The organism is Pseudomonas sp. v388 (genome assembly GCF_003935425.1).
Lineage (GTDB): Bacteria > Pseudomonadota > Gammaproteobacteria > Pseudomonadales > Pseudomonadaceae > Aquipseudomonas.
On record NZ_RHQN01000001.1, the window covers coordinates 333061 to 356791 of the forward strand.

General features: G+C 63.0%; 28 protein-coding genes. 23 read left to right on the plus strand and 5 right to left on the minus strand.

What is annotated here, in order from left to right; all coding sequences use genetic code 11:
- Positions 1 to 231 precede the first annotated feature (231 nt).
- The 7 genes from EGJ27_RS24835 to EGJ27_RS01520 all read left to right on the plus strand — a co-directional run bounded on the left by EGJ27_RS24835 (position 232) and on the right by EGJ27_RS01520 (position 6031).
- Positions 232 to 393, plus strand: coding sequence for a hypothetical protein (locus tag EGJ27_RS24835; RefSeq protein WP_177522901.1), 162 nt, complete (start codon positions 232 to 234; stop codon positions 391 to 393).
- A gap of 121 nt (positions 394 to 514) precedes the next feature.
- Complete coding sequence (locus EGJ27_RS01495; RefSeq protein WP_125828942.1) at positions 515 to 1453, plus strand: FHA domain-containing protein; 939 nt, start codon at positions 515 to 517, stop codon at positions 1451 to 1453.
- Positions 1450 to 1812, plus strand: a complete 363-nt coding sequence (locus tag EGJ27_RS01500) for a hypothetical protein (protein WP_125828943.1) — start codon at positions 1450 to 1452, stop codon at positions 1810 to 1812. The genes EGJ27_RS01495 and EGJ27_RS01500 overlap by 4 nt, the downstream gene beginning before the upstream one ends.
- A complete protein-coding gene (locus EGJ27_RS01505; protein WP_125828944.1) occupies positions 1809 to 2147 on the plus strand; it encodes a type III secretion protein in 339 nt (112 codons plus the stop codon). Before EGJ27_RS01500 ends, EGJ27_RS01505 begins: the two co-directional genes overlap by 4 nt.
- Positions 2144 to 4285 (plus strand): type III secretion system export apparatus subunit SctV, encoded by a 2142-nt coding sequence (gene sctV / locus EGJ27_RS01510; RefSeq protein WP_125828945.1) that lies wholly within the window; start codon positions 2144 to 2146, stop codon positions 4283 to 4285. Before EGJ27_RS01505 ends, sctV begins: the two co-directional genes overlap by 4 nt.
- Positions 4282 to 5586, plus strand: a complete 1305-nt coding sequence (locus EGJ27_RS01515) for a type II and III secretion system protein family protein (RefSeq protein WP_125828946.1) — start codon at positions 4282 to 4284, stop codon at positions 5584 to 5586. The genes sctV and EGJ27_RS01515 overlap by 4 nt, the downstream gene beginning before the upstream one ends.
- 16 nt (positions 5587 to 5602) lie before the next feature.
- On the plus strand, positions 5603 to 6031 hold the full coding sequence (locus EGJ27_RS01520; protein ID WP_125828947.1) for a hypothetical protein: 429 nt from the start codon (positions 5603 to 5605) through the stop codon (positions 6029 to 6031).
- Positions 6032 to 6033: 2 nt separating this feature from the next.
- On the opposite strand, the gene EGJ27_RS01525 is transcribed toward EGJ27_RS01520, so the two are convergent.
- Together EGJ27_RS01525 and EGJ27_RS24750 are read right to left on the minus strand one after the other, a co-directional pair.
- The gene (locus EGJ27_RS01525) at positions 6034 to 6816 is read right to left on the minus strand and encodes a tetratricopeptide repeat protein (protein WP_125828948.1); all 783 of its coding nucleotides are present in this window, start codon (positions 6814 to 6816) and stop codon (positions 6034 to 6036) included.
- Between the two features lie 15 nt (positions 6817 to 6831).
- A complete protein-coding gene (locus EGJ27_RS24750) occupies positions 6832 to 6981 on the minus strand; it encodes a hypothetical protein (protein WP_158619312.1) in 150 nt (49 codons plus the stop codon).
- Between EGJ27_RS24750 and EGJ27_RS01530 the strand changes: the two genes are divergently transcribed.
- From EGJ27_RS01530 to EGJ27_RS01590, 13 genes are all read left to right on the plus strand, one after another.
- The gene (locus tag EGJ27_RS01530) at positions 6980 to 7594 is read left to right on the plus strand and encodes a type III secretion protein (RefSeq protein WP_177522902.1); all 615 of its coding nucleotides are present in this window, start codon (positions 6980 to 6982) and stop codon (positions 7592 to 7594) included. The genes EGJ27_RS24750 and EGJ27_RS01530 overlap by 2 nt on opposite strands.
- A gap of 42 nt (positions 7595 to 7636) precedes the next feature.
- Positions 7637 to 7852 (plus strand): hypothetical protein, encoded by a 216-nt coding sequence (locus EGJ27_RS01535; RefSeq protein ID WP_125828949.1) that lies wholly within the window; start codon positions 7637 to 7639, stop codon positions 7850 to 7852.
- A 10-nt stretch (positions 7853 to 7862) separates the two neighbouring features.
- Positions 7863 to 8294 carry a hypothetical protein gene (locus EGJ27_RS01540; RefSeq protein WP_256672616.1) on the plus strand — a complete coding sequence of 144 codons (432 nt, stop codon included), beginning with the start codon at positions 7863 to 7865 and terminating at the stop codon, positions 8292 to 8294.
- 3 nt (positions 8295 to 8297) lie between these two features.
- Positions 8298 to 9077, plus strand: coding sequence for a type III secretion system inner membrane ring lipoprotein SctJ (gene sctJ, locus EGJ27_RS01545; RefSeq protein ID WP_125828950.1), 780 nt, complete (start codon positions 8298 to 8300; stop codon positions 9075 to 9077).
- Complete coding sequence (locus EGJ27_RS01550) at positions 9074 to 9721, plus strand: type III secretion protein (protein ID WP_125828951.1); 648 nt, start codon at positions 9074 to 9076, stop codon at positions 9719 to 9721. Before sctJ ends, EGJ27_RS01550 begins: the two co-directional genes overlap by 4 nt.
- Positions 9714 to 10307 carry a FliH/SctL family protein gene (locus tag EGJ27_RS01555; protein WP_125828952.1) on the plus strand — a complete coding sequence of 198 codons (594 nt, stop codon included), beginning with the start codon at positions 9714 to 9716 and terminating at the stop codon, positions 10305 to 10307. The genes EGJ27_RS01550 and EGJ27_RS01555 overlap by 8 nt, the downstream gene beginning before the upstream one ends.
- A gap of 65 nt (positions 10308 to 10372) precedes the next feature.
- On the plus strand, positions 10373 to 11629 hold the full coding sequence (locus tag EGJ27_RS01560) for a FliI/YscN family ATPase (protein WP_256672645.1): 1257 nt from the start codon (positions 10373 to 10375) through the stop codon (positions 11627 to 11629).
- 36 nt (positions 11630 to 11665) lie between these two features.
- Positions 11666 to 12151 (plus strand): hypothetical protein, encoded by a 486-nt coding sequence (locus EGJ27_RS01565; protein ID WP_125828954.1) that lies wholly within the window; start codon positions 11666 to 11668, stop codon positions 12149 to 12151.
- Positions 12148 to 13215 carry a type III secretion system cytoplasmic ring protein SctQ gene (sctQ, locus tag EGJ27_RS01570; RefSeq protein ID WP_125828955.1) on the plus strand — a complete coding sequence of 356 codons (1068 nt, stop codon included), beginning with the start codon at positions 12148 to 12150 and terminating at the stop codon, positions 13213 to 13215. The genes EGJ27_RS01565 and sctQ overlap by 4 nt, the downstream gene beginning before the upstream one ends.
- A complete protein-coding gene (gene sctR / locus EGJ27_RS01575; protein WP_125828956.1) occupies positions 13212 to 13868 on the plus strand; it encodes a type III secretion system export apparatus subunit SctR in 657 nt (218 codons plus the stop codon). Before sctQ ends, sctR begins: the two co-directional genes overlap by 4 nt.
- Before the next feature lie 4 nt (positions 13869 to 13872).
- Positions 13873 to 14142: an EscS/YscS/HrcS family type III secretion system export apparatus protein gene (locus EGJ27_RS01580; protein ID WP_125828957.1), complete on the plus strand. Its 270-nt coding sequence runs from the start codon at positions 13873 to 13875 to the stop codon at positions 14140 to 14142.
- 6 nt (positions 14143 to 14148) lie between these two features.
- A complete protein-coding gene (gene sctT, locus EGJ27_RS01585) occupies positions 14149 to 14961 on the plus strand; it encodes a type III secretion system export apparatus subunit SctT (protein ID WP_125828958.1) in 813 nt (270 codons plus the stop codon).
- On the plus strand, positions 14958 to 16004 hold the full coding sequence (locus EGJ27_RS01590; RefSeq protein ID WP_125828959.1) for an EscU/YscU/HrcU family type III secretion system export apparatus switch protein: 1047 nt from the start codon (positions 14958 to 14960) through the stop codon (positions 16002 to 16004). The genes sctT and EGJ27_RS01590 overlap by 4 nt, the downstream gene beginning before the upstream one ends.
- Before the next feature lie 158 nt (positions 16005 to 16162).
- Here the strand turns inward: EGJ27_RS01590 and EGJ27_RS01595 are convergent, their stop codons facing one another.
- Complete coding sequence (locus tag EGJ27_RS01595) at positions 16163 to 18982, minus strand: winged helix-turn-helix domain-containing protein (RefSeq protein WP_125828960.1); 2820 nt, start codon at positions 18980 to 18982, stop codon at positions 16163 to 16165.
- A 551-nt stretch (positions 18983 to 19533) separates the two neighbouring features.
- Here EGJ27_RS01595 and EGJ27_RS24840 point away from each other — a divergent pair.
- From EGJ27_RS24840 to EGJ27_RS01605, 3 genes are all read left to right on the plus strand, one after another.
- Complete coding sequence (locus tag EGJ27_RS24840; protein WP_177522903.1) at positions 19534 to 19680, plus strand: hypothetical protein; 147 nt, start codon at positions 19534 to 19536, stop codon at positions 19678 to 19680.
- 65 nt (positions 19681 to 19745) lie between these two features.
- Entirely contained in the window at positions 19746 to 20177 is a 432-nt protein-coding gene (locus EGJ27_RS01600; protein ID WP_125828961.1) for a DNA methylase, read from the plus strand.
- A complete protein-coding gene (locus tag EGJ27_RS01605) occupies positions 20174 to 20917 on the plus strand; it encodes a DUF72 domain-containing protein (protein WP_125828962.1) in 744 nt (247 codons plus the stop codon). Before EGJ27_RS01600 ends, EGJ27_RS01605 begins: the two co-directional genes overlap by 4 nt.
- A gap of 40 nt (positions 20918 to 20957) precedes the next feature.
- Here the strand turns inward: EGJ27_RS01605 and EGJ27_RS01610 are convergent, their stop codons facing one another.
- Positions 20958 to 21194: a hypothetical protein gene (locus EGJ27_RS01610; protein ID WP_125828963.1), complete on the minus strand. Its 237-nt coding sequence runs from the start codon at positions 21192 to 21194 to the stop codon at positions 20958 to 20960.
- Between the two features lie 165 nt (positions 21195 to 21359).
- Entirely contained in the window at positions 21360 to 23024 is a 1665-nt protein-coding gene (mqo, locus tag EGJ27_RS01615) for a malate dehydrogenase (quinone) (protein ID WP_177522904.1), read from the minus strand.
- Positions 23025 to 23731: the final 707 nt, after the last annotated feature.

The window sequence follows — 23731 nt, forward strand, 5'->3', positions numbered from 1 at the left end:
GTACTTGGTGTTGAGAAATGTGTATTCAGGCACTTGACGGGATTTCACAAGTTTTCACAGCAACCGGGATTTATCGCTGCGTACTATCTGTTCGGCAACGCGGCGAACCTTGTCGTAGTTCGGAATTCATCCGTGAAGTTCGACTGCCAAGTTCACTGGCTGTTTTGCAACGGTTACTGACTTGCCAACGGCAGGCGCACATTCCTCATTCCCAAAGCTTGGAGAAACAACATGGCTACTACTCCACCAGTAAGCTCCGGTAACTCTGACGCAGCAATCGAAAAAATGTCGGCTACCTTCGACATGGCCATTGAGAAGTCGGCCAAGATCACCGAGATCTCCACTGCCAAGAAAGCGGAACTCGACGCTACCAAACAACGTCCGCAGAACTGACGTTGTCGTGTGGGCAGCCTCCAGGCTGCCCGCATGCCCTTTGCTGTACCGTCGCCCGACCGACATTCTTGCCCGGCCCTGAACGGCCGTCTTTGGTGGATCACACGGTGGCGAATCGATCATGACAGCGCTGGTTTCCCTCAATTCCGTACCCGGTTCTGCGGCTCGCGACACGAGCAGCGCAGTGCTGGAAATTCTTGATGGCCTGCATCAGGGTGTGTCGCTCGCCCTGGATAAAGCGGTCTATCGCGTCGGCACGTCTTCGGACACCGACCTGATCCTGGGTGATGCCGGCGTTGCCGAGCAACACCTGGTGCTGCGCATGTCCGGCGATCAGGTAGCGGTCGAAGCCGTGGGCGGCGAAGTCGGCATCATCGGCCCTGATGGCGGTTCCATGGTCCTCAGGCAAGGCCATGGTCAGCGCACTCGTCTGCCGCTGGAACTCAGTGTCGGTCACGCGCGCTTGCGCCTGCGCGACACACGACCGGCCGCTGCGGTGAAAAGCCCGCCCGCCATGGCAATCACCTCGCGGCATTGGGCGGCCATTGCCGCCGTGCTGCTGATGGTGCTCTGCACCCTGGCCTTTGCCTTTCGCTCCGAGCCGGCCCAGCCGATTCACGCTGGCAGCACCGCGCACCCGAGCAACGCAATGCCGGGCGCCGCGCCCAGCGTCGAGCAGGCCCACGCCTGGCTCGATCAGTCGTTGCGTGACGCCGAGCTTGCCCATCTGCAAACCCGTGTCTACGGCGGGCAGATCAGTGTCGAGGGCAGCTATCCGGTTTCCCTGAAAGATCGCTGGGTGGCGATCCAGCAGGCGTTCGACTCGCGCTTCGGCCAGCACGTGGTGCTCACGCCGCGGGTACAGGCCACGGCCGTTGTGGCCAAACCCCGCGTGCGCTTCCAGGCGGTGTGGTTCGGGCCCAATCCCTATGTGATCGACGAACACGGCAAGCGCCTGTACCCAGGCGCCACGCTGCCCGACAACTGGGTGCTGGAAGGCATCGAAGGCGATCAGGTGCGCCTGGTACGCGGCCATGAAAGGTTTGCCTTTACCCTATGAAAGTCGATCTGCGTCCCGCACTGCCCAGCACTCCCGATCAACTCCCGGCGGTCGAACGCGTCGCGCCCGCCAATCCGCGCCAGAGCACACAATTCGAAGCGCTGATCAACCAGCGCGAACGGCGCATCCGGCGCTCCCTGCGCGGCGACATCGAGCAAGCCGAGCAATCGGCGCCGATCAACGCCGAACTGTTCGGCACAGCGCGTTCGTTGCAGGTGCTGGGCTACCTGCTGGAAACGGTGCTGCCCAGCCTGGATGCCGAACCTGAGATTCGCGAGCTGGCCGAGGATTTCATTCGTGAAGAGATCGACATCCGCCTGATGCTCCAGCAACAAAGGGCCGAGGTGGACGAAGAATGAGCGCGCATCAAGACCGCGAATGCGTCGAGCTGCTCAACGGCCTGGGCGATCTGTACCGACGCACCGGCCAGCCACAGCGCGGCCTGGTCATGCTGTTGATCGCCATCCAGCTGGCGCCGAGCAATACCGATCTGCTGCACAGCCTGGTGCTGGCTTTCACCGACAGCGGCGACGCCGACCGGGCGCTGGCGGCGCTGGACCGGCTGGTCAGCCTGCAAGGTGAGAGCGCCAACCTGCTGTTGCTGCGCAGCCGTGCATTGTGGAAAGCCACTCGCCGTGACGAAGCCCGGCACTGCTTCAAACGTTATCTGGCCGCCCGGAGGGCCGCGCAATGACCCTCATGAATCGCCTCAACCATCTGGCGCAACTGGCGTCCAAGCGCACCGACGTGGTGATCGTTGCGTTCATGCTGATGGCCATCGCGATGATGATCATCCCGCTGCCGACTTACCTGGTCGATGCGCTGATCGCCCTGAACATCGCCCTGAGCCTGCTGATCCTGATCGTCGCGTTCTATATCAACCACTCGGTCGAATTCTCGGCGCTGCCGCCGCTGATCTTGCTCAGCACCTTGTTTCGCCTGTCTCTGTCGATCACCACCACCCGTTTGATTCTGCTGGACGGCGACGCCGGTCACATCGTCAAGGCGTTCGGCGACTTCGTGATCGCCGGCCAGGTGGTGGTCGGTCTGGTGGTGTTTCTGATCATTACCGTGGCGCAGTTCGTGGTGATCACCAAAGGTGCCGAGCGGGTGGCCGAAGTGGCGGCGCGCTTCACCCTGGACGCCATGCCCGGCAAACAGATGAGCATCGACAACGACTTGCGCAACGGCGATATCGACCAGGGCGAAGCCCGTCGCCGTCGTTCGCGTCTGGAGCGGGAAAGCCAGATGTTCGGCGCCATGGACGGGGCCATGAAATTCGTCAAGGGCGATGCCATTGCCGGCCTGGTGATTCTGTTCGTCAACCTGCTGGGCGGCATGATGATCGGCATGGTCGAGCGCGGCATGCCGTTTGCTGAAGCGGCGCACACGTATTCGCTGCTGACCGTGGGCGACGGCCTGATCGCCCAGATTCCCGCGCTGCTGATTTCGGTCGCCGCCGGTACCGTGGTGACCCGGGTCAACAGCGACGGCGATGAGCGCGACCTGGGCACCGAGATCGTCCACCAGTTGGGCGCCAGCTACCGGGCCTTGGGCCTGACTGCCCTGATCCTGGTCGGCGTCGGCTTTCTGCCTGGCTTCCCGTTGATGGTGTTCCTCACGCTGGCGGCCATATTGGGCGGCTTCGCCGTCATGCTCTGGCGTCGGGAGCGGGTGCTGCCGCCTGAGGAAGTGATCGAGCCTGTCGAGCCGGAAACGGTGGCCGAACCCCAGGCGCTGGACCTGGCCGAATCCTTTGAACGCCCGCTGGACTGCCGGGTGCTGCTCAGTGTCGGCTCCGGCCTGGCTGAAGTCGCGCCGTTGCAACCGCTGCGCCAGCGCATCGAAGCCCTGTGTCACGACATTCGTGCTGACCTCGGCATCGACGTGCCGGTGCCGGAAGTGTTCCTGGATCGCGGCCTGGCGGCAGACCGTTTTGTGGTCGAGCTGGAAGGCGTGCCGGTCAGTGAAGGTGAATTTTCCGGGCAACTGCTGCTGTTGCGCGACGACCCGGTGCATGCGCACCTGCTGGACGTGCAGGTCGAGCAAGCGCCTTCACCCATCGCCAGCCGTCCGGGCCAGTGGGTGGCCCGGTCCCAGGCCGATCAGTTGCAGGAAGCCGGTATCGGTTTCCTGCTGGCCGATGAAGTGCTGCGTGAAGTCCTCGACCGGACCTTGCGTCGTTATGCCGCCGACTTCCTGGGCATTCAGGAAACCCGTGGCATTCTCGAACGGCTCGAAGACAAATACGGCGAGCTGACCAAGGAAGTGCTGCGCATCATGCCCTTGCAGCGGGTTGCTGAATCACTGCGCTTGCTGGTGGATGAGGGCGTGTCGATCCGCAACCGCCGCGGGCTGCTGGAAGGCATGGTGGAGTGGGGCAGTCGCGAGAGCGATCCGGGGCGCTTGACTGAGCATCTGCGCGCGGCGCTGTCCCGGCAGATCAGCCATCAATACGCTGATCGCAATCGAGTCATCAGCGCCTTTGTCCTGGCGCCGAGTCTTGAAGAACAACTGCGCACCGCCATGCGCCGCCAGGACAAGACCCGCGATTCGATCCCCGAAGAACTCAACCGCACCTTGCTCGGCCAGTTGCGTCGCCTGTGCGACCTGCTCCCGGAAAACGACCGCACCGTGCTGCTGGTGCATCCGGAGTTGCGTCGCGGCATGCGTCGACTGATCGTGCGTGGCGAGTTGCGCCTGTCGGTGCTGTCGTTCCGCGAACTGGCCACCGAGTACAACCTCCAGGCGGTCGGCACTCTGAGCCTGACCGATATCACTGCACGTCCGGCCAAGGCCGCTGCTGTCACTCCAATGGCGACTGCCTCATGATCTGTTTGTCCCGTTCCTGCCGCTGGCTGTACCTGAGCCTCGGCGCGTTGCTGATCTGCTCCACGGCGTCCGCCCAAGACATCGCGCGCGGTAGCAAAAGTACCATCGACCTGGCCACCGGCGAAGGCCGTGTGCTGCGTTTTTCTTCTCCGGTGGATTCGGTGATGGTTGCCGAACCGAACATTGCCGACCTGCAAGTGGTGTCGCCCGGCGTCATTTATGTGTTCGGCAAGACGCCGGGCCAGACCAGCCTGATCGCCCTGGACGGTGAAGGCCGGGAAACCGCCTCGTTGAACCTGGCGGTCAACAGCAGCACGGCCACGGTCAGTCGGCCGCTGAAAGACCTGCACCCCGGCAGCCAGGCGCAGATCAGCGCTTCGGGCAATCGGGTGGTCGCCAAGGGTCTGGTGCAAAGTGTCGGCGAAGCCACCGACCTCAACGCGCTGCTGAGCAGTCAGGGTCAGGGTTTCGATTCGGCCATCAACAGCGCTGGCTACGGTGGCTCGGCGCAAGTGAACATTCGGGTGCGCTTTGCCGAAGTGTCCCGTTCCGAACTGTTGCGCTACGGGGTGAACTGGAATGCGTTGTTCAACAACGGCACCTTTTCCTTCGGGCTGCTGACCGGCGGCGGACTGGCGGCCGATGCCGGCACCAATGTGATCAGCGCCGGCCTGAACTCCGGCAACGTCAATATCGACGCCATGCTCGAAGCCCTGCAAACCAATGGCGTGCTGGAAGTGCTGGCCGAACCTAACATCACCGCCATGACCGGCCAGACCGCCAGTTTCCTGGCCGGTGGCGAAGTGGCGGTGCCGGTTCCGGTCAACCGCGAAGTGGTGGGCATCGAATACAAGCCGTACGGCGTGTCACTGCTGTTCAGCCCGACGCTGTTGCCCAATGGCCGCATCGCGCTGCAGGTTCGCCCGGAAGTCAGCAGCCTGATGAGCACCACCACATTGGACGTCAACGGTTATCAGGTGCCGTCGTTCCGGGTGCGGCGCGCCGATACCCGGGTCGAGGTAGGCAGCGGCCAGACCTTCGCCATCGCCGGGTTGTTCCAGCGCGAAAGCACCCAGGACGTGGAGAAGGTGCCGATGCTCGGCGACATGCCGATTCTGGGCAATCTGTTTCGCTCCAAACGTTTCCAGCGTAACGAAACCGAACTGGTGATTCTGATTACCCCGTATCTGGTGGAGCCGGTGCGCGAGCGCGTGGTGGCCACGCCGCTGGATGCCCAGCGCGCCAGTGCCGCGTCGACCGGGCCGCGCAGCGGCGGTGCATTCGGCTTCTACATGAATTGAAGAACAAGGAGCTGCCATGAACGCTATTTCAGTGCTTAAAAGCCCGGCGGCCATCGTGATGCTGTGCCTGACCTTGTCGGTCACGGCAGGGTGCAAGACTCATCTGGAACCGGTGCGGTACTCGCCGGACTACACCGCCACCAAGCGCAGCGACGGGCGGGTCGAGCTGGTGCCCATTGCCTGTCTGAATCCATCGGCAGAGGACCAGATCGGTGTCGGTGAGGATTACCAGCCGCTGCTGGCGCCGGGCTGTGCCAACAATCTGCTGCTGCTGCAGATGGTGGAGAAGCGTGCCGACGTGGTTCAGGGGCGGGCGACCGGGCCGACCATGGCGGCACCGGTCGGCCGCGCCGCGCAGATCTACATCGATGGGTACGACCGTGAAGAATTGCGCCGGCGCCAGGCCGAACAGCAGGCCGGCGCCGACACCCGGGAGGCGCGATGAACTCAGCGCTGGTCAATCAACCCCAGCTCGCGGGCCTGGACGGCAGGATCGTCGATGGCCTTGATGCGGCGTGCTTCGGCCAGCAGCTTCTGGCGTTCGGCGACCGGAATGTCGTCAAAGCTTCGGGCGTCCAGATCCTTCGCGCTGCCAGCCAGTACCAGAATCAGCAGTTCGTTGCGTTGATGCCGGGACTGCGCCAACGGCGACTGGCTAACCGGCTCGATGGCCTGCAGCGCCTTGTGCCGATCACCGCCCAGCGCGTAGGCCAGCGCCAGGTTGCAGCGGGTGTCCAGGTCGTTGGGCGCCAGGCTCAGGCTGCGGGTGAACGCAGTCTGGGCCGGTTCGGCCTGACCGCGCAGGATCTGCGCGATGCCCAGCCGGTTCCAGGCCTTGGGCGCATTGGTGGCTTCGCTGGCTTGAGTGAGGGCCGTGACGGCGCGCTCCAGTTTGCCCTGGCGCAGCTGCGCGGTGCCCAGGCCCAGCAGCGCCTCGGCATTGCCGGACTCAAGCTCCAGCGCACGCTGAAAGGCCCGCTCGGCGCCGCGCAGGTCGTTGCCGGCCAGCAGGCTGTCGCCCAGTTTCAGCCAGGTATCGGCACCGGCTCCCGGTTGCTGGGTGGCTTGCTGGTAGAAGGTCGCGGCCGTTGCCGGATCACCCCGTTTCTCCAGGTCGGCGGCCAGTTGCATCGAGCGCTCGTAACTGGCATCGGATTTGGGTGGTGTCGAGCACGCCGTCAGGGCGAGGCAACCGGCCAGCAGCAGGGCAGAAGCGGAGCGATGGGGCATGAAATGGGCTCTTGTTCAGGTCAGCGGATTGATGCCTTGCAGACGCCGGTGACATCTGAAAGCGAGCGCTATCTTAAAGCCTCGGCGGTGAATAGCGACCGTTATCTGGCCGATTTCCAGCGGACGCTGCACTGCCGGGCCGAGCAATGCGAAGGAGGTCGCCATGGCACTTTCCAGGCTTGAGCCGTTGCGCACTGCCGCCCGCCTGACGCTGTGGCTGTGCGTTTTCGCTGCCACCGCCGCGCAGGCCGCGCCGAACCGCGAACCCGGCTGGTTCGCCGAGCCTTACGCTTATGTCGTGGTCGATCAGGACGTGCGCGGTGCGCTGGCGGAACTGGGCCGTAACCTGAACCTGATCGTGGTGTTCTCGGACAAGGTCCGGGGCAATTCCCGGGGCAGCATTCGCGGCGAGACCGCCGGGCAATTTCTTGATCGGCTGTGCGATGCCAACCAGCTGAGCTGGTACTTCGACGGCAATGTGCTGCACATCGCCAGCGCCGATGAAGTCGGCACCCGAACTTTCGATCTGCAGGGCAGCCAGCTGGACGAGCTGGAGACCTGGCTGCAACAGCTGGACGTGGCCGGTGAGCCGCTCTCCAGCCGGACCAGCCCGGAGCGCGACAGCCTGTTCGTCTCCGGCCCGCCGGCTTATCTGGCCCAGGTCCAGCAGCACCTTGATCGCCTTCCTGCCGCCGAGCCTGCACCTGTGGTGCGTGAGCGAGGCGTGCGGGTGTTCCGTGGCGGTGTCGTCACCCAGGTCGCGACCGACCGTGAATAACTGAACCCACACCTCAACTGAAACGTAACAGGAGCGCTATCCATGTCCGTGACAGCCGTAGACAGCAACATCGACGTCAGCAACACCCAGCAGGCCAAGTTCGACGCAGCGGTCAATAACGCCGAGCAGTCCGCTGCCGATGATGCCGAGTTCAACGAAGCGTTGATCACCAACGCCGTGGTGATCGGCGGCCAGTTCATCATCATGCCGCGCGCCCAGGAAATCCTGAAAGAAGCGCAATCCGACGACGACGAATAAGGACTGATCAATGTCCCTTGAACTAGGTGCAGCACCGGCGACTGTAGCAATGCAGTCGCCGGGAGGAGGCGGGGTGCCCCAGGCATCCCAGAACCTTTTCGAACACATGGCCGAGACGTCCAGGGGCATGCCCCAGGGCGCGTCTCCGCACCAGATCGGCAGCAACCTGATGGAGCGGCTCGACGGCTTCATCGACCGTTCGCGACAAATGTCCGAACGCGCCGACGCCATGACCAGTGGCACGGCGTCGCAGCCGACCAGCGAAGCGGCCAATGCGTTCAAGACCGGCGCCGATCCGGCCGGCAAGGTCGGCGGCCCGCAGGTCGATCAGATCGTGCAGTCGTTGGGGCGCATGTTCGACTACTCCATCGAAACGCAAATGGTCGTGCGTGGCGCGACACAGATTTCCGGTTCCGCCAACACTCTGCTCAAGGGTCAATGACGCATGTCCAAACGCTGCCGCGCCTTGCGCCTGATGATCGTGGTGATGCTCGCTGGCCTGTTGCAGGCCTGTGACATCGATCTCTACACCAACCTGGGCGAGCGCGAGGCCAACGCCATGCTGGCCGTGCTTCTGCGTGAGGGCATCCCGGCGTCGCGCAAGGTTCAGGACGACGGACAGCTGAAAGTGGTGGTGGACGAAAAACGTTTTGCCCAGGCCATGGCGGTGCTCGATGACGCGGGGCTGCCGGGCCAGAGTTTTTCCAACATGGGCGAGGTGTTCAAGGGCAACGGCCTGGTGTCATCGCCGGTGCAGGAGCGGGCGCAGATGGTCTACGCCCTGAGCGAAGAACTGTCCCACACCGTGTCGCAGATCGACGGCATTCTCTCGGCGCGGGTCCACGTGGTGCTGCCGGACAACGACCTGCTCAAGCGGGTGATTTCACCGTCCTCGGCCTCGGTGCTGGTGCGCTACGACCCACGCACCGACATCAATGTGCTGATCCCGCAAATCAAGACGCTGGTGGCCAACGGCATTTCCGGGCTGGGTTATGACGGCGTGTCGGTCACGGCGATCAAGGCGGTAGTGCCGGCCGGAGCGCAAAGCCAGGCGCGCATGGGCAGTTTCCTGGGTCTGTGGATGCTGGAAGACGACTTGGCCAAGGCGCGCTTCATGTTCGGCACGTTGCTGGTGATCGCCCTGCTGGCGGTCGGGCTGCTGGGCCGGCAGTTCTGGCAACGCAAGCGCGCTACCGAGCAATACGTGCTGAGTGACACGCCATGAGCGACCTGTTGATGGCGCAGTGGCGCGACCTGATCGACCAGCCTCTGACGTTCGTGCGGGCGCAGGCGCTGGTCGAGTGTTTCGAACGGCCGGTGAGCCCCGAACAGCTGGCCGCCTTGCGCGGTTCCCGGCGTTTTGACGAGCGCATTGAGCGGCGTCTGGCAGAGCACTTCCGGTTGCAGCCGCTGAACCGCCTGCCGGTGCCCGACGCAGCGGATCTGACGGTGCTGCTGCTGCCCGACGTTGACCTGTCGCGGTTGCCGAAACTGTGCGGGGCGGTCTGGCACGCGGCAACCCTGAGCCGTGAGATTCGCAGCGAAGTGGTCAACGAGTACCGCGAAGCCTTGGGCATGGACACCCTGAACCTGGCGTTGCGTCTACGTCATCTGGCCGGTGCCGCGGACCTGCTGCGCACACCGGCCGCGCTCTTGCAGGCCATTGATCGCGATGGTAGCGCCTGCATGGGCGCCTGGTTCGCGGCCCAGCCCGAAGCGCTGCGGGACTGGTTGAAGCTGCGCCTGGACCCTGCGCTGCAAGCCGGTATCCATGACGAAAGACAGGTGCTGGTGGTGCGCAGCGTCGCGGGTGAGATCGCCGCTGCCGGGCAAGCGACGCTTGAGCAAGGAAGCCTGCGCGATGAGTGAGTTACCGACCCAACCCAAGGCGCGCATTCTGCGTGCCGCCGAAGCCGAGCGCTGGATCGACGGCTACGCCATGGTCGAGGCGGCACGGGAACAAGCCCTGCGGATCCGCGAAGACAGCGCCCAATGGCTGCAACAGGCCCGTGACGAAGGCTTCGAAAAAGCCCGCCAGGAAGGCGCGGAACAACAGGCGCTGCTGCTGGCGCAGACCAGCGCTCAAGTGGACGAATACCTGGCGGGTCTCGAAACGTCCCTGGCATCGCTGGCACTGGGCATTGCCCGTCAGGTGCTGGGCGAGCTGGACGAGCATGACCGTCTGCTGCGCTGCACCGCCCATGCGCTGTCGGCGTTTCGCGTCGACCAGACCCTGAGCCTGTTCGTGCCGTTCGCGCAAGTGGAGCCATTGCGCCAGCGCATCAGCACCGGACCACTGGCGCTGCGCGCGTTGAATATCGAAGGCGACGATCAGCTGGAAAGCGGCCAGGCGCGCCTCGTCAGCCCGGCAGGCTCGGTGGAACTGGGCCTCGACGCGCAACTGGATAATCTGCGCCGGGCGTTGCTGCCGCTGGCCGATGGAGAAAGCGCGTGAATGCCGTGTTGAATGCCTTGCTGCCAGCCCTGACCGAGCGCTTGCGTCGCGCGCAGCCACGGCCGATGCGCGGTACTCTGCGCAGCATTCGCGGCGTGTTGCTGCGGGCCAGCGTCGCCGGGGTGCGCATCGGCGAGCTGTGCCTGCTTCGCGATCCGGGCAACGGTCGCGAGCTGTCGGCCGAAGTCATCGGTTTTGACGAGGACGACGCCATTCTGTCGCCCATCGGTTCCATGGAAGGCCTGTCGACCCGCACCCAGATCATCGCCACCGGCCAGGCACTGGGCGTGCAGGTCGGCGATGCGTTGCTCGGTCGGGTGCTTAGCCCAATGGGTGAATTTCTCGACGGCCCGGCACCGGTTGCCGCCGGGCTGCGCCGCTACCCGCTGCATGCCGAACCGCCGGCGCCGTTCAGTCGCCAGTTGATTGCCGGGGCGATGTCCCTTGGCGTGCGGGCCATCGACGGTCTGCTGACCCTGGGCCAGGGCCAGCGCATGGGGATCTTCGGTGAACCAGGCGTCGGCAAGTCGTCACTGCTGGCCAGCATCGTGCGCAACAGTGATGCGGACGTGATCGTCATCGGCCTGATCGGCGAGCGGGGTCGCGAAGTGCGCGAGCTGCTGCAAGGCCAACTGGACGCCGATGCCCGGGCGCGCACCGTGGCGGTGGTGGCTACGTCCGACCGGCCTGCGGCAGAACGGGTGCGAGCCGCCTACGTAGCCACGGCCCAGGCTGAATATCATCGGGATCAAGGCCGCAATGTCCTGCTGTTGATGGACAGCCTGACGCGTTTCGCCCGCGCCCAGCGGGAAATCGGCCTGGCGGTGGGCGAGCCGCCGACCCGTCGCGGCTATCCGCCGTCATTCTTCTCGGCCTTGCCCAGGCTGCTTGAACGCGCAGGTCCTGGCCCGGTAGGCAGCATCACCGCGCTGTACACGGTACTGACCGAAGGCGAGGCGGCCATGGACCCGGTGGCCGAAGAAACCCGCTCGATTCTCGACGGCCATATCGTGCTGAGCGCCGAACTGGCCCAGCGCGACCATTTCCCGGCCATCGACGTGCTGCGCAGCCGGAGCCGCTTGATGGAGCAGGTGGCGACCAGCGAACACAAACAACTGGCGGCGCGCATGCGTGACCTGATCGCCCGCCGACAACAGATCGAATTGCTGATCCAGGTCGGTGAATACGCCGCCGGCAGTGATCCGCTGGCCGATGAAGCCATCGCTCGGCACGACGCCATCGAAGCGTTCCTGCGCCAGCCTGCCCACGAGCACGACAGCCCCGAACACATGCTCGGACGCATGCGCAAGGTGCTGGCATGACCCTAATCGAACAGGCCGTACAGGCCGGAGAACACCATGAAGACCGCTGATTTGCACAGTCTGCAAGCCTTGCGTCAATTGCGCGAACAACGCGCATCGAGCCGCCTGGCCGCGCAGCAGGTACGCTGCCGGGAAACCCGGACCGAACTGGACAAGGCTCGTGAAGCGCTGCATCTGCACCGGGAAAAACTGGCCCGTGAAGCTGAGGACGTCTACGGGCGTTTCAGCGAAGGGTTGTCGGTCAGCGCCTGGAACGCGGCGCAGGATGAGTTGCAGCGTCTGGACGATGAACGCGAACAATTGCAGGACAAGACCGAAGACGCGGTGCGCAGCGTAGAAAGCGAAGAACAGGCCCGCCAGCAACTGCGGCGGGAACACCTGGCCCGGCAGCAGAAAACCCTGGCGTGGAACGCCTTGCTCGACCAGCGCGTACGCCAGGACGTGCGAGCCGGGGAACAGCGCGACGAAACCGATGAGCTGCCGGCCAGCGCCTCTGGTCTCGCACCCGGAGTGCCGGGATGAATAGCCGGCTGTCTGCTGGCCGGTGTGATATCGGTACATCGCTGGACTGGACGCCGCTGCAGGGTTTGCCGCGCTTTCTCGCGCAAGAGGTTGAGCTGTACAACCGCTTGCATCGCCGCTGCGCGACCTGGCAGTCGACCCTGGCGGGCGAAGCGGTCAGCGTGAACTGGGCCTGCGGGGGCACGACCGTTGCCGATCCGGTGGTGGTCGGCCTGATGCTGGGGGACATCCCCCTTGAGCTGCGCGGCCCCGGCGAATTGTATGCGCGCTCGGGCTGCGACGGGCTGGATGCCACGCGACGTGCGGCGCGCACTGACAGCGACGCGATGCTGCTGGAGCTGGCGTGGCTGAGCTGGATCGAGCCGCTGGAAGCCCTGCTCGGCGAGTCGCTGCGAGTGGTGAGCGTTGCAGCGATAGCGGTGCCGTATCCGATTGTGGTGCCGCTGCAAATCCGCCTCGGGCAAGCGCCGGCCATGATCGCCGAACTGCATCTGAACGTGGAAGCGGCCGGGCGGATTGCTGACTGGCTCGGTCAGCACACGACACCGCTGGCCGATCCCCTTGACGCGCTGCGTCTGGTGCTGGCGGTGGAATCCGCCGAAGCGCCGCTGACCTTGAGCGAACTGCGCAGCCTGCAACCGGGGGACGTGGTGATGCTCGACAGCCTGCCGGACCAGCAACTGCTGCTGCGCCTGATGAATGGCAACGCCCAGGGCCAGCGTTTTGAAACCCATGCCCGACGCACCGGCGCCGGGCTGGAATGCCTGGCGCCACTGAAAGCCGTAAACCCTGACAGGAATGATGTAATGACCGAAACCTCTGCTGCTTCCGATCTGGACGTGTCGCTGGACGACTTGCCGCTCAAGCTGGTCTGCCAGGTGGGCAGCGTCGAGCTGTCACTGGCGCAGCTCAGGGAAATGGGGCCTGGCAGCCTGTTGCCACTGACCGCAACCGCCCATGAAGGCGTCGATCTGATGGTCAATGGCCGGCGAGTCGGGCGCGGGGAACTGGTCAATATCGGTGACGGCCTTGGCGTGCGCCTGCTGGGATTCAATGCCCCATGAGCGGCTATCAGCCGAATCTGATCGAGATCATCCTGGTTGTCGCCACCATCGGATTGATCCCCCTGGCGGTAGTGACCCTGACCGGGTTTCTGAAGATTTCCGTGGTGTTGTTCCTGATCCGCAACGCGCTGGGAGTTCAGCAGACGCCGCCGAACCTGGTGTTATATGGCATCGCGCTGATTCTGTCGGTGTACGTCACCACGCCGCTGATCGGCGACATGTACCGCGAGGTGCAGGGCCGGGAAATCAGTCTGCAGAACGTCCAGCAGCTGGAGGAACTGGGCAGCGCGCTGCGACCGCCGTTGCAGGCGCACCTGGCGAAATTCGCCAACGAAACCGAGCGCGGGTTCTTCGTGCAGGCCACCGAAACCATCTGGTCGCCCGAAGCCCGCGCCGACCTGCGTGACGACGATCTGGTGGTGCTGATTCCGGCGTTCGTCAGCTCGGAGCTGACCCGCGCCTTCGAGATCGGCTTTCTGCTGTACATCCCGTTTCTGGTGGTGGACTTGCTGGTGTCCAACGTGTTGATGGCCATGGGCATGTCCATGGTGTCGCCGACGTTAATCTCCATACCCTTGAAGATTTTTCTGTTCGTGGCGCTAAGCGGCTGGTCACGCTTGATGCACGGCCTGATTCTAAGTTACGGGGGCTGACGCCATGGGCCAGGATGTATTTCTCTCGCTGATGAATCAGGCACTGATGACGGTGTTGCTGCTGTCGGCTCCGGCGCTGGGCGCGGCGATCATCGTCGGCTTGAGCGTGGGCCTGTTGCAGGCCTTGACCCAGATCCAGGACCAGACGCTTCCGCAGGTGGTCAAGCTGGTGGCGGTGCTGCTGGTGATCGTTTTCGTCGGGCCGCTGCTGGCCGGGCAGGTCGCGGAACTGGGCAGCCTGGTGCTGGACAATTTTCCGGCGTGGACACGTTGAGGCGTCATGCAAGCTGAACTGACCAACGCCTTCATCGAAGTGGCGTACCCGGTGATCAGCTCCACCTCGCTGGCGGCGTCCCGGGCCATGGGGCTGGTGATCATCACTCCGGCCTTCAACCGCCTCGGCCTGACCGGCATGGTGCGCGGCTGTGTGGCGGTGGCGATCTCGGTGCCGATGGTGCTGCCGGTATTCGGCGCATTTACCTCGATGCCGGAACACAACGGCTTCTTTCTCGCCGGGCTGATGATCAAGGAATTCCTGATCGGCCTGCTGATCGGTCTGCTGTTCGGCATTCCATTCTGGGCGGCGGAGGTGGCCGGCGAACTGGTGGACCTGCAACGCGGCTCGACCATGGAGCAGCTGCTGGACCCGCTGGGGCAAGGGGAGGCCAGCGTCATGGCGACGCTGCTGACGGTGATGCTGATCACGCTGTTCTTCATGTCCGGCGGCTTCATCATGATGGTCGACGGCTATTACCACAGCTACCAGCTATGGCCGGTCACCGAGTTCACGCCGCTGTTCAGCAGCGCGGCGTTGTCCTCGATCCTGGCGATTCTCGATCAGGTGATGCGCATCGGCGTGCTGATGATTGCACCGCTGATCATCTCCATGCTGATCACCGACCTGATGCTCGCCTACCTGTCGCGGATGGCGCCCAGCCTGCACATCTTCGACCTGTCGTTACCGGTGAAGAACCTGTTCTTCTCGGTGCTGATGGTGATCTACATCGGCTTTCTGGTGCCGGTGATGATCGATCAGCTGGCGCAGTTCCGTGGCACCGTTGAAGTGCTCAAGAGCCTGGCGAGCGGCACATGAGCGGCGGCAGCGAGGAGAAAAGCCAGCCGGCCACGGACAAGAAGCTGCGCGATGCACGGCAGAAAGGCCAGGTCGCGAAAAGTCAGGATCTGGTGTCCGGCATCGTGATTCTGATGTGTACGCTGTGCATCGCGGTGCTGGTGCCGCGTGCCCAGGCGCAGATCACCGCGTTGATCGATCTGGCGGCGCTGATCTATATCGAACCCTTTCCTACGGTGTGGCCGCGACTGCTGGACCACGCCGAACAGATCGTCATCACCATCACCATGCCGGTGGTCGGCGTCACGGTCGCGGCGGTAGTGCTGACCAATATCATCACCATGCGCGGGGTGGTGTTCTCGGTCGATCCGATCAAGCCGGACATCAAGCGCATCAACCCCGGCGAAGGTTTCAAGCGCATTTTCGCGATGCGCAATCTGGTGGAATTCCTCAAGGGGCTGGTCAAGGTGCTGATGCTGGCCCTGGCGTTCTACATCGTGGGGCGCAACGCGTTGCAGGCGCTGATGGAGTCCTCGCGTTGTGGGGCCGGCTGTATCGAATCGACGTTCTATCTGGTGCTCAAGCCCTTGGTGTTCACTATCCTGGCGGCGTTTTTGCTGGTGGGCGCCGTGGATGTGCTGATGCAGCGCTGGCTGTTCGGCCGCGACATGAAGATGACCCGCAGCGAACAGAAGCGTGAGCGCAAGGATGCCGACGGCGATCCGACCATCAAACGCGAGCGACAACGCCAGCGGCGCGAAATGCAGGCCTTGGCGACGAAGCTGGGCCTGGGGCGTGCGTCGTTGATGATTGGCGTTCCCGGCGGCTGGGTGGTGGGCGTGCGTTATGTGCGTGGCGAAACCCCGGTGCCGGTGGTGGTGTGCCGTGCCTCGCCGGAGGAATCCAGCGCCTTGCTGCGCGAAGCAGCGCCGTTGGGTATCCCGCTGTGGCCGGTGGACGAACTGGCCGGGCAAGTGGCCAAGCGCGCTGTGTCCGGCGATCCGGTACCGGAAAATACCTTCCAGGCCGTGGCGGACGCGCTGGTGGCGCATCGGTTGATCTGATCCTCGCGCCCCGTAGCAGCGGACCGCGCGGCGCCCCGCTTGACCAGGAACGGGCCGATGTGGACTCGGCGTTTTTACTGACTGCGCTGGTCTCTTGGCGGTTGAAACCGCTCCTGCAAAAGCGGCGCTGTGCTCGGGCCCTGCATCTCATGGATCACTCAATGCATGGCCGAGCGCTGCCGGTTGGGCAATGTAGCCGGCACGGTCTTGAGGTGGTTGAGGTCGGTGTTGATCCGCCAGGCCCAGAAATGCGTGCCGTCTTCACGGGCAATTTCCAGTGCGTCGGACAGCACCTTGCGCACCTGTTCCAGCGTATGCATGTGCGGCTGGCTGTGCATCAGTTGCGCCTTGATGCGCAATAGTTCCGGCAGGTACCAGCGATCTTCTCGTGCCACGGCGGTGGCGTGCAGTTCATCCAGGGTCTCCAGTGCCAGCGGCTCCAGCCCCAGGCTTGCCAGGCCCTGAGCGTATTCGACGTAGAGCATCGAGTGCAGCGGCGTTTGCGCACTGCTGCGCAACTGGTTGAGCGCTTCGCCCAGTTGCGGCACGCCGGTGGCCGCATCGCCTTCGCGAATCGCCAGGATGCTCTCGAAACACAGGCTCAGGTCGCGCCAGATCGGCAGCGGCTGGCGGGCCGTGCTCTGCTTCAACTGGTCGAGGAAGCGCCGCGTCTTGTGCAGGGTGCCGGCCATGATGGTTGCCGGAATGGCGCTCAGGGTCAGGGTGTACCACAGTGTCGCGGGGTGACTGAGCGCTACGGCCTGTTCGAGGTTGCTGTCCAGGGTCAGCATCGCCTGGCCGATGTCGCCTTGCAGCAACTGGATCAGCGCCTTGAGCGATTGTGCCGCGATGCGTTGGTCGAAGTGCATGTCGACGATGTGCGAAGCCAGGCACGACGGTGCGCCCAACGCTTCATTGATGGCTTGCCCGGCGCCTTGCATATCGCCCATGTAGAAGGCGCTGGTGGCGCGCATGCGCTTGCCCAGCAACAGACAGTCGGCAACCCGCGGGTCCTTGCCCAGCGCCAGGAAGCGCTCGGCGATCTGCTGCGCCTCGGCGTGGCGGTTGCAGCAGCACAGGTCGTTCCACAAACCCCACAGCGAGCGCAGGCGGTGTTCGGAATCATCGAGGGCTTCGGCGTCCTCACCCACCTGCTGCCAGACGTCGCGCATTTTCTGACCGGCACCGTAGGTCAGCATCAGGATACTGCCGGACACTGTCAGCAGGCGCATGCGCTGGCGGCGGTCCATCTGTTGGACTTCCACATGGCGCGGCAAGCCGCGATTGACCCAGTCGTAGTATTCGCCGATCAGCGACAGCCGCAGCCACAGCGGCGAGCTGAGCAAGGTCAGTTCGATGCCCAGCTGACGATTGCCCTGGGCGGAATACGCCCAGTCCAGCGCCGCTCGCACCGTGTCGATCTCCACGCCGTAGCGGCGGGTCCAGGTATCGTGGCTCAGGCGTTCCAGATCCAGCCGCGCGCCGTCCAGCAAGCGCAACGCCCAGTTGGCGTGGGCGCAGGACAGCCGCTCTACGTCATCGAGCTGGAACAGCTTTTCACGGGCGTAGAGGCGGGTGGTCTCCAGTAATCGATAGCGCTTGCCCAGGTCATGTTCGACGCTGCCCAGCAGCGATTTGTCGAGCAGGCTTTCGATCATCGGCAGGGTCATGCGCACGTCCGGCAGCCCGATATTGACGATCGCCATGACTCCTTCCAGCGTGAAAGAGCCATTGAAAATCGACAGCTGGCGCAACAGCGCCTGTTCATCGGACGACAGGGCGCCGTAGGTCCAGTCCAGCGTGGCACTCAGGGAACGCTGGCGTGGCAACGCCGTACGCCGGCCGGTCATCTGCAGGCGAAAGCTGCCGTCGAGCAGACCGACCAGGTCGCGCAGGCCGAAGGTGCGCACCCGTGCCGCCGCCAGTTCGATGGCCAGCGGATTGCCGTCCAGTTTGCGGCAGATGGCGGCGACGTCGTCGGTGTCGCTGTCGGCGAAGACAAAGCCTGGGTCCTGTTCCTTGACCCGTGCTATGAACAGTGCGACGCCGGCAAAGCTCAGGGCCTGGTCGGCATTCAGGGCCAGATGGTCGTGGGGCACACGCAACGGCGCGAGTTCGTGAACCCATTCGCCCTCGGCGCGAAGCGGCTCGCGGCTGGTGATCAGGATGCAGCACAGCGGGGCATTGAGCAGCAGGGTTTCGACCGCGGCGGCGGTTTCGTCCAGCACATGCTCACAGTTGTCGAGCACCAGCAAATGCGGTTGATTCACCAGGCTGGCCGGCAGATCGCGCAACGGGTGCTCGGTTTCAGCGCTCAGCCCCATCGCACAGGCGATCATGCCCTGCACCGGCTGAGCGGTCGACACCGGCGCCAGGTCGACGAATCCGAATCGGTTGCAGTAGCCGGGGGCCAGTTGTTCGGCCACCGCGAGGGCGACGGTGGTCTTGCCGACACCTCCAGGTCCGGTCAGCGTCAGCAGGCGGCGCGAGCGGGTCAGGTCGGCCAGTTGCTGGATCAGCTTGTCGCGGCCCAGCACCTGACGCTTGAGCGCCGGCGGCGGACTGACCGGCTCCGTGACGGGGGCCGGCTGTGCAGCGGCCTGCTGGAGCCTGACCGGTGCAGTGAAGCGATAACCCCGGCCGGGGACCGTCACGATGTAGTCGAAATCCTCAGCATCACCCAGCGCGCGGCGAAGCGCGACGATCTGCGCCCGCAGGTTGCATTCCTCGACCACCGCCTTGGGCCAGGCCAGTGACAGCAGCTCGGATTTCTCCAGCAGTTCGCCGGGGCGGGCCGCCAGCGCTACCAACAGTGACATCGCACGGCTACCCAAGGGAACGGGCTCGGTATGTTTGAACAATAAGTGCTGGCGAGGGAACAGCGAGAACGCGCCGAAACAAATGGCGTCCTCCGGCTGCATATCTTCCTGAGTCCTGAATTTGACCTGTTCTTGCGGTCCGCTTGCTTCGTAATCCATGGTTAGACCTGTATCAGAAGTATTTGCAGAGCTTCTATCGTGTAGAAACCTGGCGGCCGTCGAGCCGACCCATCTTGCATCTTGCCTGCCGCTGTATGCAGGCGCAGTTCTGTAACGCAAAGAAGGCAGGTCATGTAGCAATTAGGAGGCCAGCTTTGCGTCATTCAATGTGCGCTGTTCAGAAGCGTGCGCCAGTTCCGGAAAAAATTTCCTACCTTGAATGGCCTGTATGTCCAGGAACATCGGTAACACGACGTTATCCGGATACAATACGCGCGCATTATCATGACCATAAATGGCAGATTTGCGTACGTGTTAAAAATAAAAATCCATTATCGACCCGCGGCACGACGTGCCTGCTGCCGTACCGGTCTATCCACGCGACAGCCCTTGCGCTGCCGTCGGTCGCATCCCTCGACAAAAACATCAAACTCCAGACGGTAAAACGGTCTATTGCAGGGTGGCCAAGGCTCAATGCCGGCCATTTGCGCGTAATCGGTGCGCTGCCTATGGCACCGAGAATGAATTGTCGTACACAGGAGTATTGCCCCATGAACACGCCCCGCGCCATCTTGCTGATCGTATCGCTACTGGTCCTGAACGGCTGCTTCGATAACTCGGGCAACGAGACCAAAAACAATACCGACGGCACGAAATCATCCGTGCAAATGCAGGAAGGCAAATCGGATCAGAAGTAAAACAGGTGATGTCTCAATGACAGCCAATACCGGTCTTTGTTCCGCAACCTGGAGGGAGAAGGGGTATGAGCAAGCGTATCAGCGCAGCGGATCTGAACATTGATCTTCAGGCCGACGGCGAGAGCGCCTTATTCAAATGGTTTCTTGCCAGCTTTTTGATGGGCAAGCGTATTCAGGCGGATATCGCCTGCAATGCCTACCACGTTCTTGTGGAAAAACATCAGCGTGACACGCCGCGAAAGTTGGCCAACTGTACGCATCGCGAACTGGTCGCGATGCTGGGCGAGGCGCATTATGTGCGCTACGACGAGTCCACCGCCGATCGTCTTTCAGCCTTGAGCCATAAACTCAATGACGAATACGGCGGCAAGTTGAGTCATATACAGGCGGCCAGCGAAAACCGCGCCGAGTTTGAAAAACGGCTGCAGGCGTTCGACGGCGTCGGCCCCAAGACGGTCGAGATCTTCATGCGTGAAGCTGCAGGCGTGCTGTATTGAATCGGCCAGGCTCTTGCCATCCTGCGCAATATGTCGGTTGTGCAGGATGGAGTCTGCCTCGCGAGCACTGGCCGGCGTTCGACGAGCAAGGAACTCACCTGCAGCGCTACGCGTCGCGCTTCAATGCCGTGGAGATCAACAGCTCCTTCTACCGTCCGCATCGTCCGCAGACCTATGCTCGCTGGGCCGCTTCGGTGCCTTTGGCATTCCGCTTCGCCGTCAAGGTCCCCAAGGCCATTACCCATGAGCGGCGGTTGCACGATTGCGAGACGTTACTCGATGAATTCCTCGCCCAATGCACCGAGTTGGGCGCCAGGCTGGGCTGCCTGCTGGTTCAGCTGCCGCCATCCCTGGCTTTCACGGCGGATTCGGCCGAACAGTTTCTCGACGCCTTGCGGGCACGCTTCGTTGGGGACGTGGTGCTGGAGCCTCGGCATGAATCCTGGCGGTTGGCCGAGCAGTTGCTGATCGAACGCCGTGTCGCCCGGGTGGCTGCGGATCCTGCGCCATTTCACGGTGCGGACCTGCCAGGCGGCTGGCCGGGGCTGCGATATTGGCGGTTGCACGGTTCACCGCAGATCTATCACAGCGCTTATGGGCAGGATCGGGTGCAGCGGATCGCGGCCGATATCCGCGCGTGGGGAAGTGAAACGGTGCCCAGCTGGTGCATCTTCGACAATACCGCCAGCGGTGCGGCCGTGGCTGATGCGTTGCTGCTCGATTCGCTGTTGCGCGATTGACGGCTGAGGCCGCCAGGATGACGGCCTCTGAATGCGTGGATCAGTCCCGGTCCGCCAGCTTGCGCTCGGCTTGGGCTGATTTCTCGCGAATGGCTTGAGCGTCCTGTTCCTTTTCCTTGATCGACGTGGGGGTAATGACTTTGTCGACGCCTTCGGTGGAGGAGTGTTCGTGCTCGATGTCCTTGCGCACGACATTCACCGGCTTGCCGGACTGATCGACCGCGCCGGCTTTGGGTGAAGACTGTGGTTCGGTTGGGTTCGAGCGTTCGTGATTCATGTCATTTCCTCGCAGATGGGTGATACCGGTTGGAGACGACACGCCGTTCAGGAGTTCGATTTATCTGAGGACATGAGCCGCATCTTCGCCCGAACCGCCAGTCGGAAACGAAAAAGCCCCGCCAGATCAGATCTGGCGGGGCTTTTTCATGCAGCGGGGTGGTGCTTACAGTGCCATGTCTTGCGCGGCGCTGCCTTCAGGCTTTTTGGCAGGAGCGGCGGCCGGGGCGGCCGGGGCGGGTGCCGGGGCTGCTGCGGATGCCTTGTTGACCGCCGGAGGAGGGGTCAGTTGCAGAACTTCTGCGGTGTAGGCCCATTCCTTCGCAACGCTGTCAGGATTCTCGTTCAGCTTGGTGCCGTAGCTCGGCACGATCTGACGCAGTTTTTCCTGCCAGGCCGGGGTGGCAACCTTGTCCTTGAAGACTTTCTCAAGTACGCCCAGCATGATTGGAGCTGCGGTCGAAGCGCCTGGCGAAGCACCCAGCAGGCCGGCGATGCTGCCGTCCTTGGAAGCAACGATCTCGGTGCCCAGCTTCAGGACGCCGCCTTTCTCTTCGTCACGCTTGATGATCTGCACACGCTGGCCGGCCTGCCACAGACGCCAGTCTTCTTTCTTGGCGTTCGGGAAGTATTCTTTCAGCGCCGCGTAGCGGTCGTCATCGGACAGCATCAACTGACCAGCAAGGTACTCGACCAGCGGGTATTCCTTGACGCCGACGCGAGTCATCGGCCACACGTTATGCAGGTTGGTGCTGGTCAGCAGGTCCAGGTACGAGCCTTCTTTCAGGAACTTGGTCGAGAAAGTTGCGAACGGGCCAAACAGAATGACGCGCTTGCCGTCCAGAACACGGGTGTCCAGGTGCGGAACGGACATGGGTGGCGCGCCGGTGGACGCGATACCGTAGGCCTTGGCCATGTGCTGCTGGGCGATTTCGGTGTTCTCGGTGACCAGGAACGAACCGCCGACCGGGAAGGCGCCGTATTCCTTGGCTTCAGGAATGCCGGAATCCTGCAGCAGGTGGAGTGCACCGCCGCCCGCGCCGATGAACAGGAACTTGGCGTCGGTCTCGGTTTCAGTACCGTCTTTCAGGTTCTTGTAGCTGACGCGCCAGGTGCCGTCGTCGTTGCGCTTGATGTCTTCGACTTCGCTGGACAGCTTGAGGGAGAAGTTCGGCTGGGCTTTGAGGTGGCCGACGAACTGGCGGGTGATCTCGCCAAAGTTCACGTCGGTACCGATCGGGCTCCAGGTGGCCGCGAGCTTCTGGCTCGGGTCACGGCCTTCCATCATCAGCGGAACCCACTTCTTGATCTGCTCCGGATCCTCGGAGTACTGCATGCCGCTGAACAGCGGGCTGGCCTGCAGGGCAGCATAACGCTTCTTCAGGAAGGCGATGTTGTTGTCGCCCCAGACGAAGCTCATGTGCGGAGTGGAGTTGATGAACGAGCGCGGGTTCTTCAGTACGCCGTTCTTGACCTGCCACGACCAGAACTGGCGGGAGATCTGGAACGCTTCGTTGATTTCGATGGCTTTGGTGATGTTGACGTTGCCATCTTTGTCTTCCGGCGTGTAGTTCAACTCGGCCAGGGCAGAGTGCCCGGTACCGGCGTTGTTCCAGCCGTTGGAGCTTTCCTGGGCGACGCCGTCAAGGCGCTCGACCATTTCCATCGACCAGCTTGGCTCCAGTTCGTTGAGCCAGACAGCCAGGGTGGAACTCATGATCCCGCCGCCGACGAGCAATACGTCGACCTTCTTTGCTTCTGCAGCGTGCAGGGGCGTCAGGCCCATGGCCAGAGCCAGGCCCACAAGAGCCGTGTTCACTTTCTTCAACATACTGTCATCCATCTGATAAACGCCATCCGCCCTCTGAACCCCTTGGACCACTGCAACTTGCTGCACGCGTGACACGCATGCGACGAAATCACACACCCGCAGGGACTGGAGGTGGACATACAAGGCCAATACAATACCGCTCAAGACCTCAATTCATGTCCCACCGCGCTGACTTCTTATCGTTTGGTTTCAGCGTCTTGCGACATTTGCTCTTTGGTGCAACGCATTCGGCTGGCGAAGCCGCTTCGAATGCGTGGCTACACCTGGTCAGCCTGTTCACGGAGTCTTCGACGCCGTGCAGGAAGATGAAGACACGTCCGCAGGGAATTTTTTGCCCCGTAAAGTGTCACTCGCGTGTCCCAATCGGCAAAGACGCGCCATTTTGGCATAAGTGCCCTCATGGTGCGAGTTGCCATCACGGTTTCAACAAAGTTTTCACGATGTGTAAACGCGGCGTGGACATGGCTCCTGCCAGCGGTTTCCCCCTGCCAACTCCCTCTCGTGTTGCGTGACCTCTATATCGTCGGTTTTTGCCACGGCTTTAATAAGGTGGCGGAAATGTCGTCTGGCCAGACACACCCGATAGGGCGCCGGCACGATTTCGACGCCTTGTTGTAAGAAATTCACAACACATGGCGCTCTGCCGCCTGTCCGCCTCGCCATGAGCAGAACGCGGTATTGATGAGCCAGGCTAATGAGTCTTAGCC

What these genes read in the sequence shown, in the direction of transcription:
- EGJ27_RS24835 (WP_177522901.1), top strand. Translation starts at nt 232, where the DNA reads ATGGCTACTACTCCACCAGTAAGCTCCGGTAACTCTGACGCAGCAATC.
- EGJ27_RS01515 (WP_125828946.1), top strand. Translation starts at nt 4,282, where the DNA reads ATGATCTGTTTGTCCCGTTCCTGCCGCTGGCTGTACCTGAGCCTCGGC.
- sctJ (WP_125828950.1), top strand. Translation starts at nt 8,298, where the DNA reads ATGTCCAAACGCTGCCGCGCCTTGCGCCTGATGATCGTGGTGATGCTC.
- EGJ27_RS01590 (WP_125828959.1), top strand. Translation starts at nt 14,958, where the DNA reads ATGAGCGGCGGCAGCGAGGAGAAAAGCCAGCCGGCCACGGACAAGAAG.
- EGJ27_RS01525 (WP_125828948.1), bottom strand. Translation starts at nt 6,816, where the DNA reads ATGCCCCATCGCTCCGCTTCTGCCCTGCTGCTGGCCGGTTGCCTCGCC.
- EGJ27_RS01535 (WP_125828949.1), top strand. Translation starts at nt 7,637, where the DNA reads ATGTCCGTGACAGCCGTAGACAGCAACATCGACGTCAGCAACACCCAG.
- EGJ27_RS01530 (WP_177522902.1), top strand. Translation starts at nt 6,980, where the DNA reads ATGGCACTTTCCAGGCTTGAGCCGTTGCGCACTGCCGCCCGCCTGACG.
- sctT (WP_125828958.1), top strand. Translation starts at nt 14,149, where the DNA reads ATGCAAGCTGAACTGACCAACGCCTTCATCGAAGTGGCGTACCCGGTG.
- EGJ27_RS01495 (WP_125828942.1), top strand. Translation starts at nt 515, where the DNA reads ATGACAGCGCTGGTTTCCCTCAATTCCGTACCCGGTTCTGCGGCTCGC.
- EGJ27_RS01555 (WP_125828952.1), top strand. Translation starts at nt 9,714, where the DNA reads ATGAGTGAGTTACCGACCCAACCCAAGGCGCGCATTCTGCGTGCCGCC.
- EGJ27_RS01600 (WP_125828961.1), top strand. Translation starts at nt 19,746, where the DNA reads ATGAGCAAGCGTATCAGCGCAGCGGATCTGAACATTGATCTTCAGGCC.
- sctR (WP_125828956.1), top strand. Translation starts at nt 13,212, where the DNA reads ATGAGCGGCTATCAGCCGAATCTGATCGAGATCATCCTGGTTGTCGCC.
- EGJ27_RS01560 (WP_256672645.1), top strand. Translation starts at nt 10,373, where the DNA reads ATGCGCGGTACTCTGCGCAGCATTCGCGGCGTGTTGCTGCGGGCCAGC.
- EGJ27_RS01505 (WP_125828944.1), top strand. Translation starts at nt 1,809, where the DNA reads ATGAGCGCGCATCAAGACCGCGAATGCGTCGAGCTGCTCAACGGCCTG.
- EGJ27_RS24750 (WP_158619312.1), bottom strand. Translation starts at nt 6,981, where the DNA reads ATGGCGACCTCCTTCGCATTGCTCGGCCCGGCAGTGCAGCGTCCGCTG.
- EGJ27_RS24840 (WP_177522903.1), top strand. Translation starts at nt 19,534, where the DNA reads ATGAACACGCCCCGCGCCATCTTGCTGATCGTATCGCTACTGGTCCTG.
- mqo (WP_177522904.1), bottom strand. Translation starts at nt 23,024, where the DNA reads ATGTTGAAGAAAGTGAACACGGCTCTTGTGGGCCTGGCTCTGGCCATG.
- sctV (WP_125828945.1), top strand. Translation starts at nt 2,144, where the DNA reads ATGACCCTCATGAATCGCCTCAACCATCTGGCGCAACTGGCGTCCAAG.
- EGJ27_RS01595 (WP_125828960.1), bottom strand. Translation starts at nt 18,982, where the DNA reads ATGGATTACGAAGCAAGCGGACCGCAAGAACAGGTCAAATTCAGGACT.
- EGJ27_RS01580 (WP_125828957.1), top strand. Translation starts at nt 13,873, where the DNA reads ATGGGCCAGGATGTATTTCTCTCGCTGATGAATCAGGCACTGATGACG.
- EGJ27_RS01550 (WP_125828951.1), top strand. Translation starts at nt 9,074, where the DNA reads ATGAGCGACCTGTTGATGGCGCAGTGGCGCGACCTGATCGACCAGCCT.
- EGJ27_RS01520 (WP_125828947.1), top strand. Translation starts at nt 5,603, where the DNA reads ATGAACGCTATTTCAGTGCTTAAAAGCCCGGCGGCCATCGTGATGCTG.
- EGJ27_RS01540 (WP_256672616.1), top strand. Translation starts at nt 7,863, where the DNA reads ATGTCCCTTGAACTAGGTGCAGCACCGGCGACTGTAGCAATGCAGTCG.
- sctQ (WP_125828955.1), top strand. Translation starts at nt 12,148, where the DNA reads ATGAATAGCCGGCTGTCTGCTGGCCGGTGTGATATCGGTACATCGCTG.
- EGJ27_RS01610 (WP_125828963.1), bottom strand. Translation starts at nt 21,194, where the DNA reads ATGAATCACGAACGCTCGAACCCAACCGAACCACAGTCTTCACCCAAA.
- EGJ27_RS01500 (WP_125828943.1), top strand. Translation starts at nt 1,450, where the DNA reads ATGAAAGTCGATCTGCGTCCCGCACTGCCCAGCACTCCCGATCAACTC.
- EGJ27_RS01565 (WP_125828954.1), top strand. Translation starts at nt 11,666, where the DNA reads ATGAAGACCGCTGATTTGCACAGTCTGCAAGCCTTGCGTCAATTGCGC.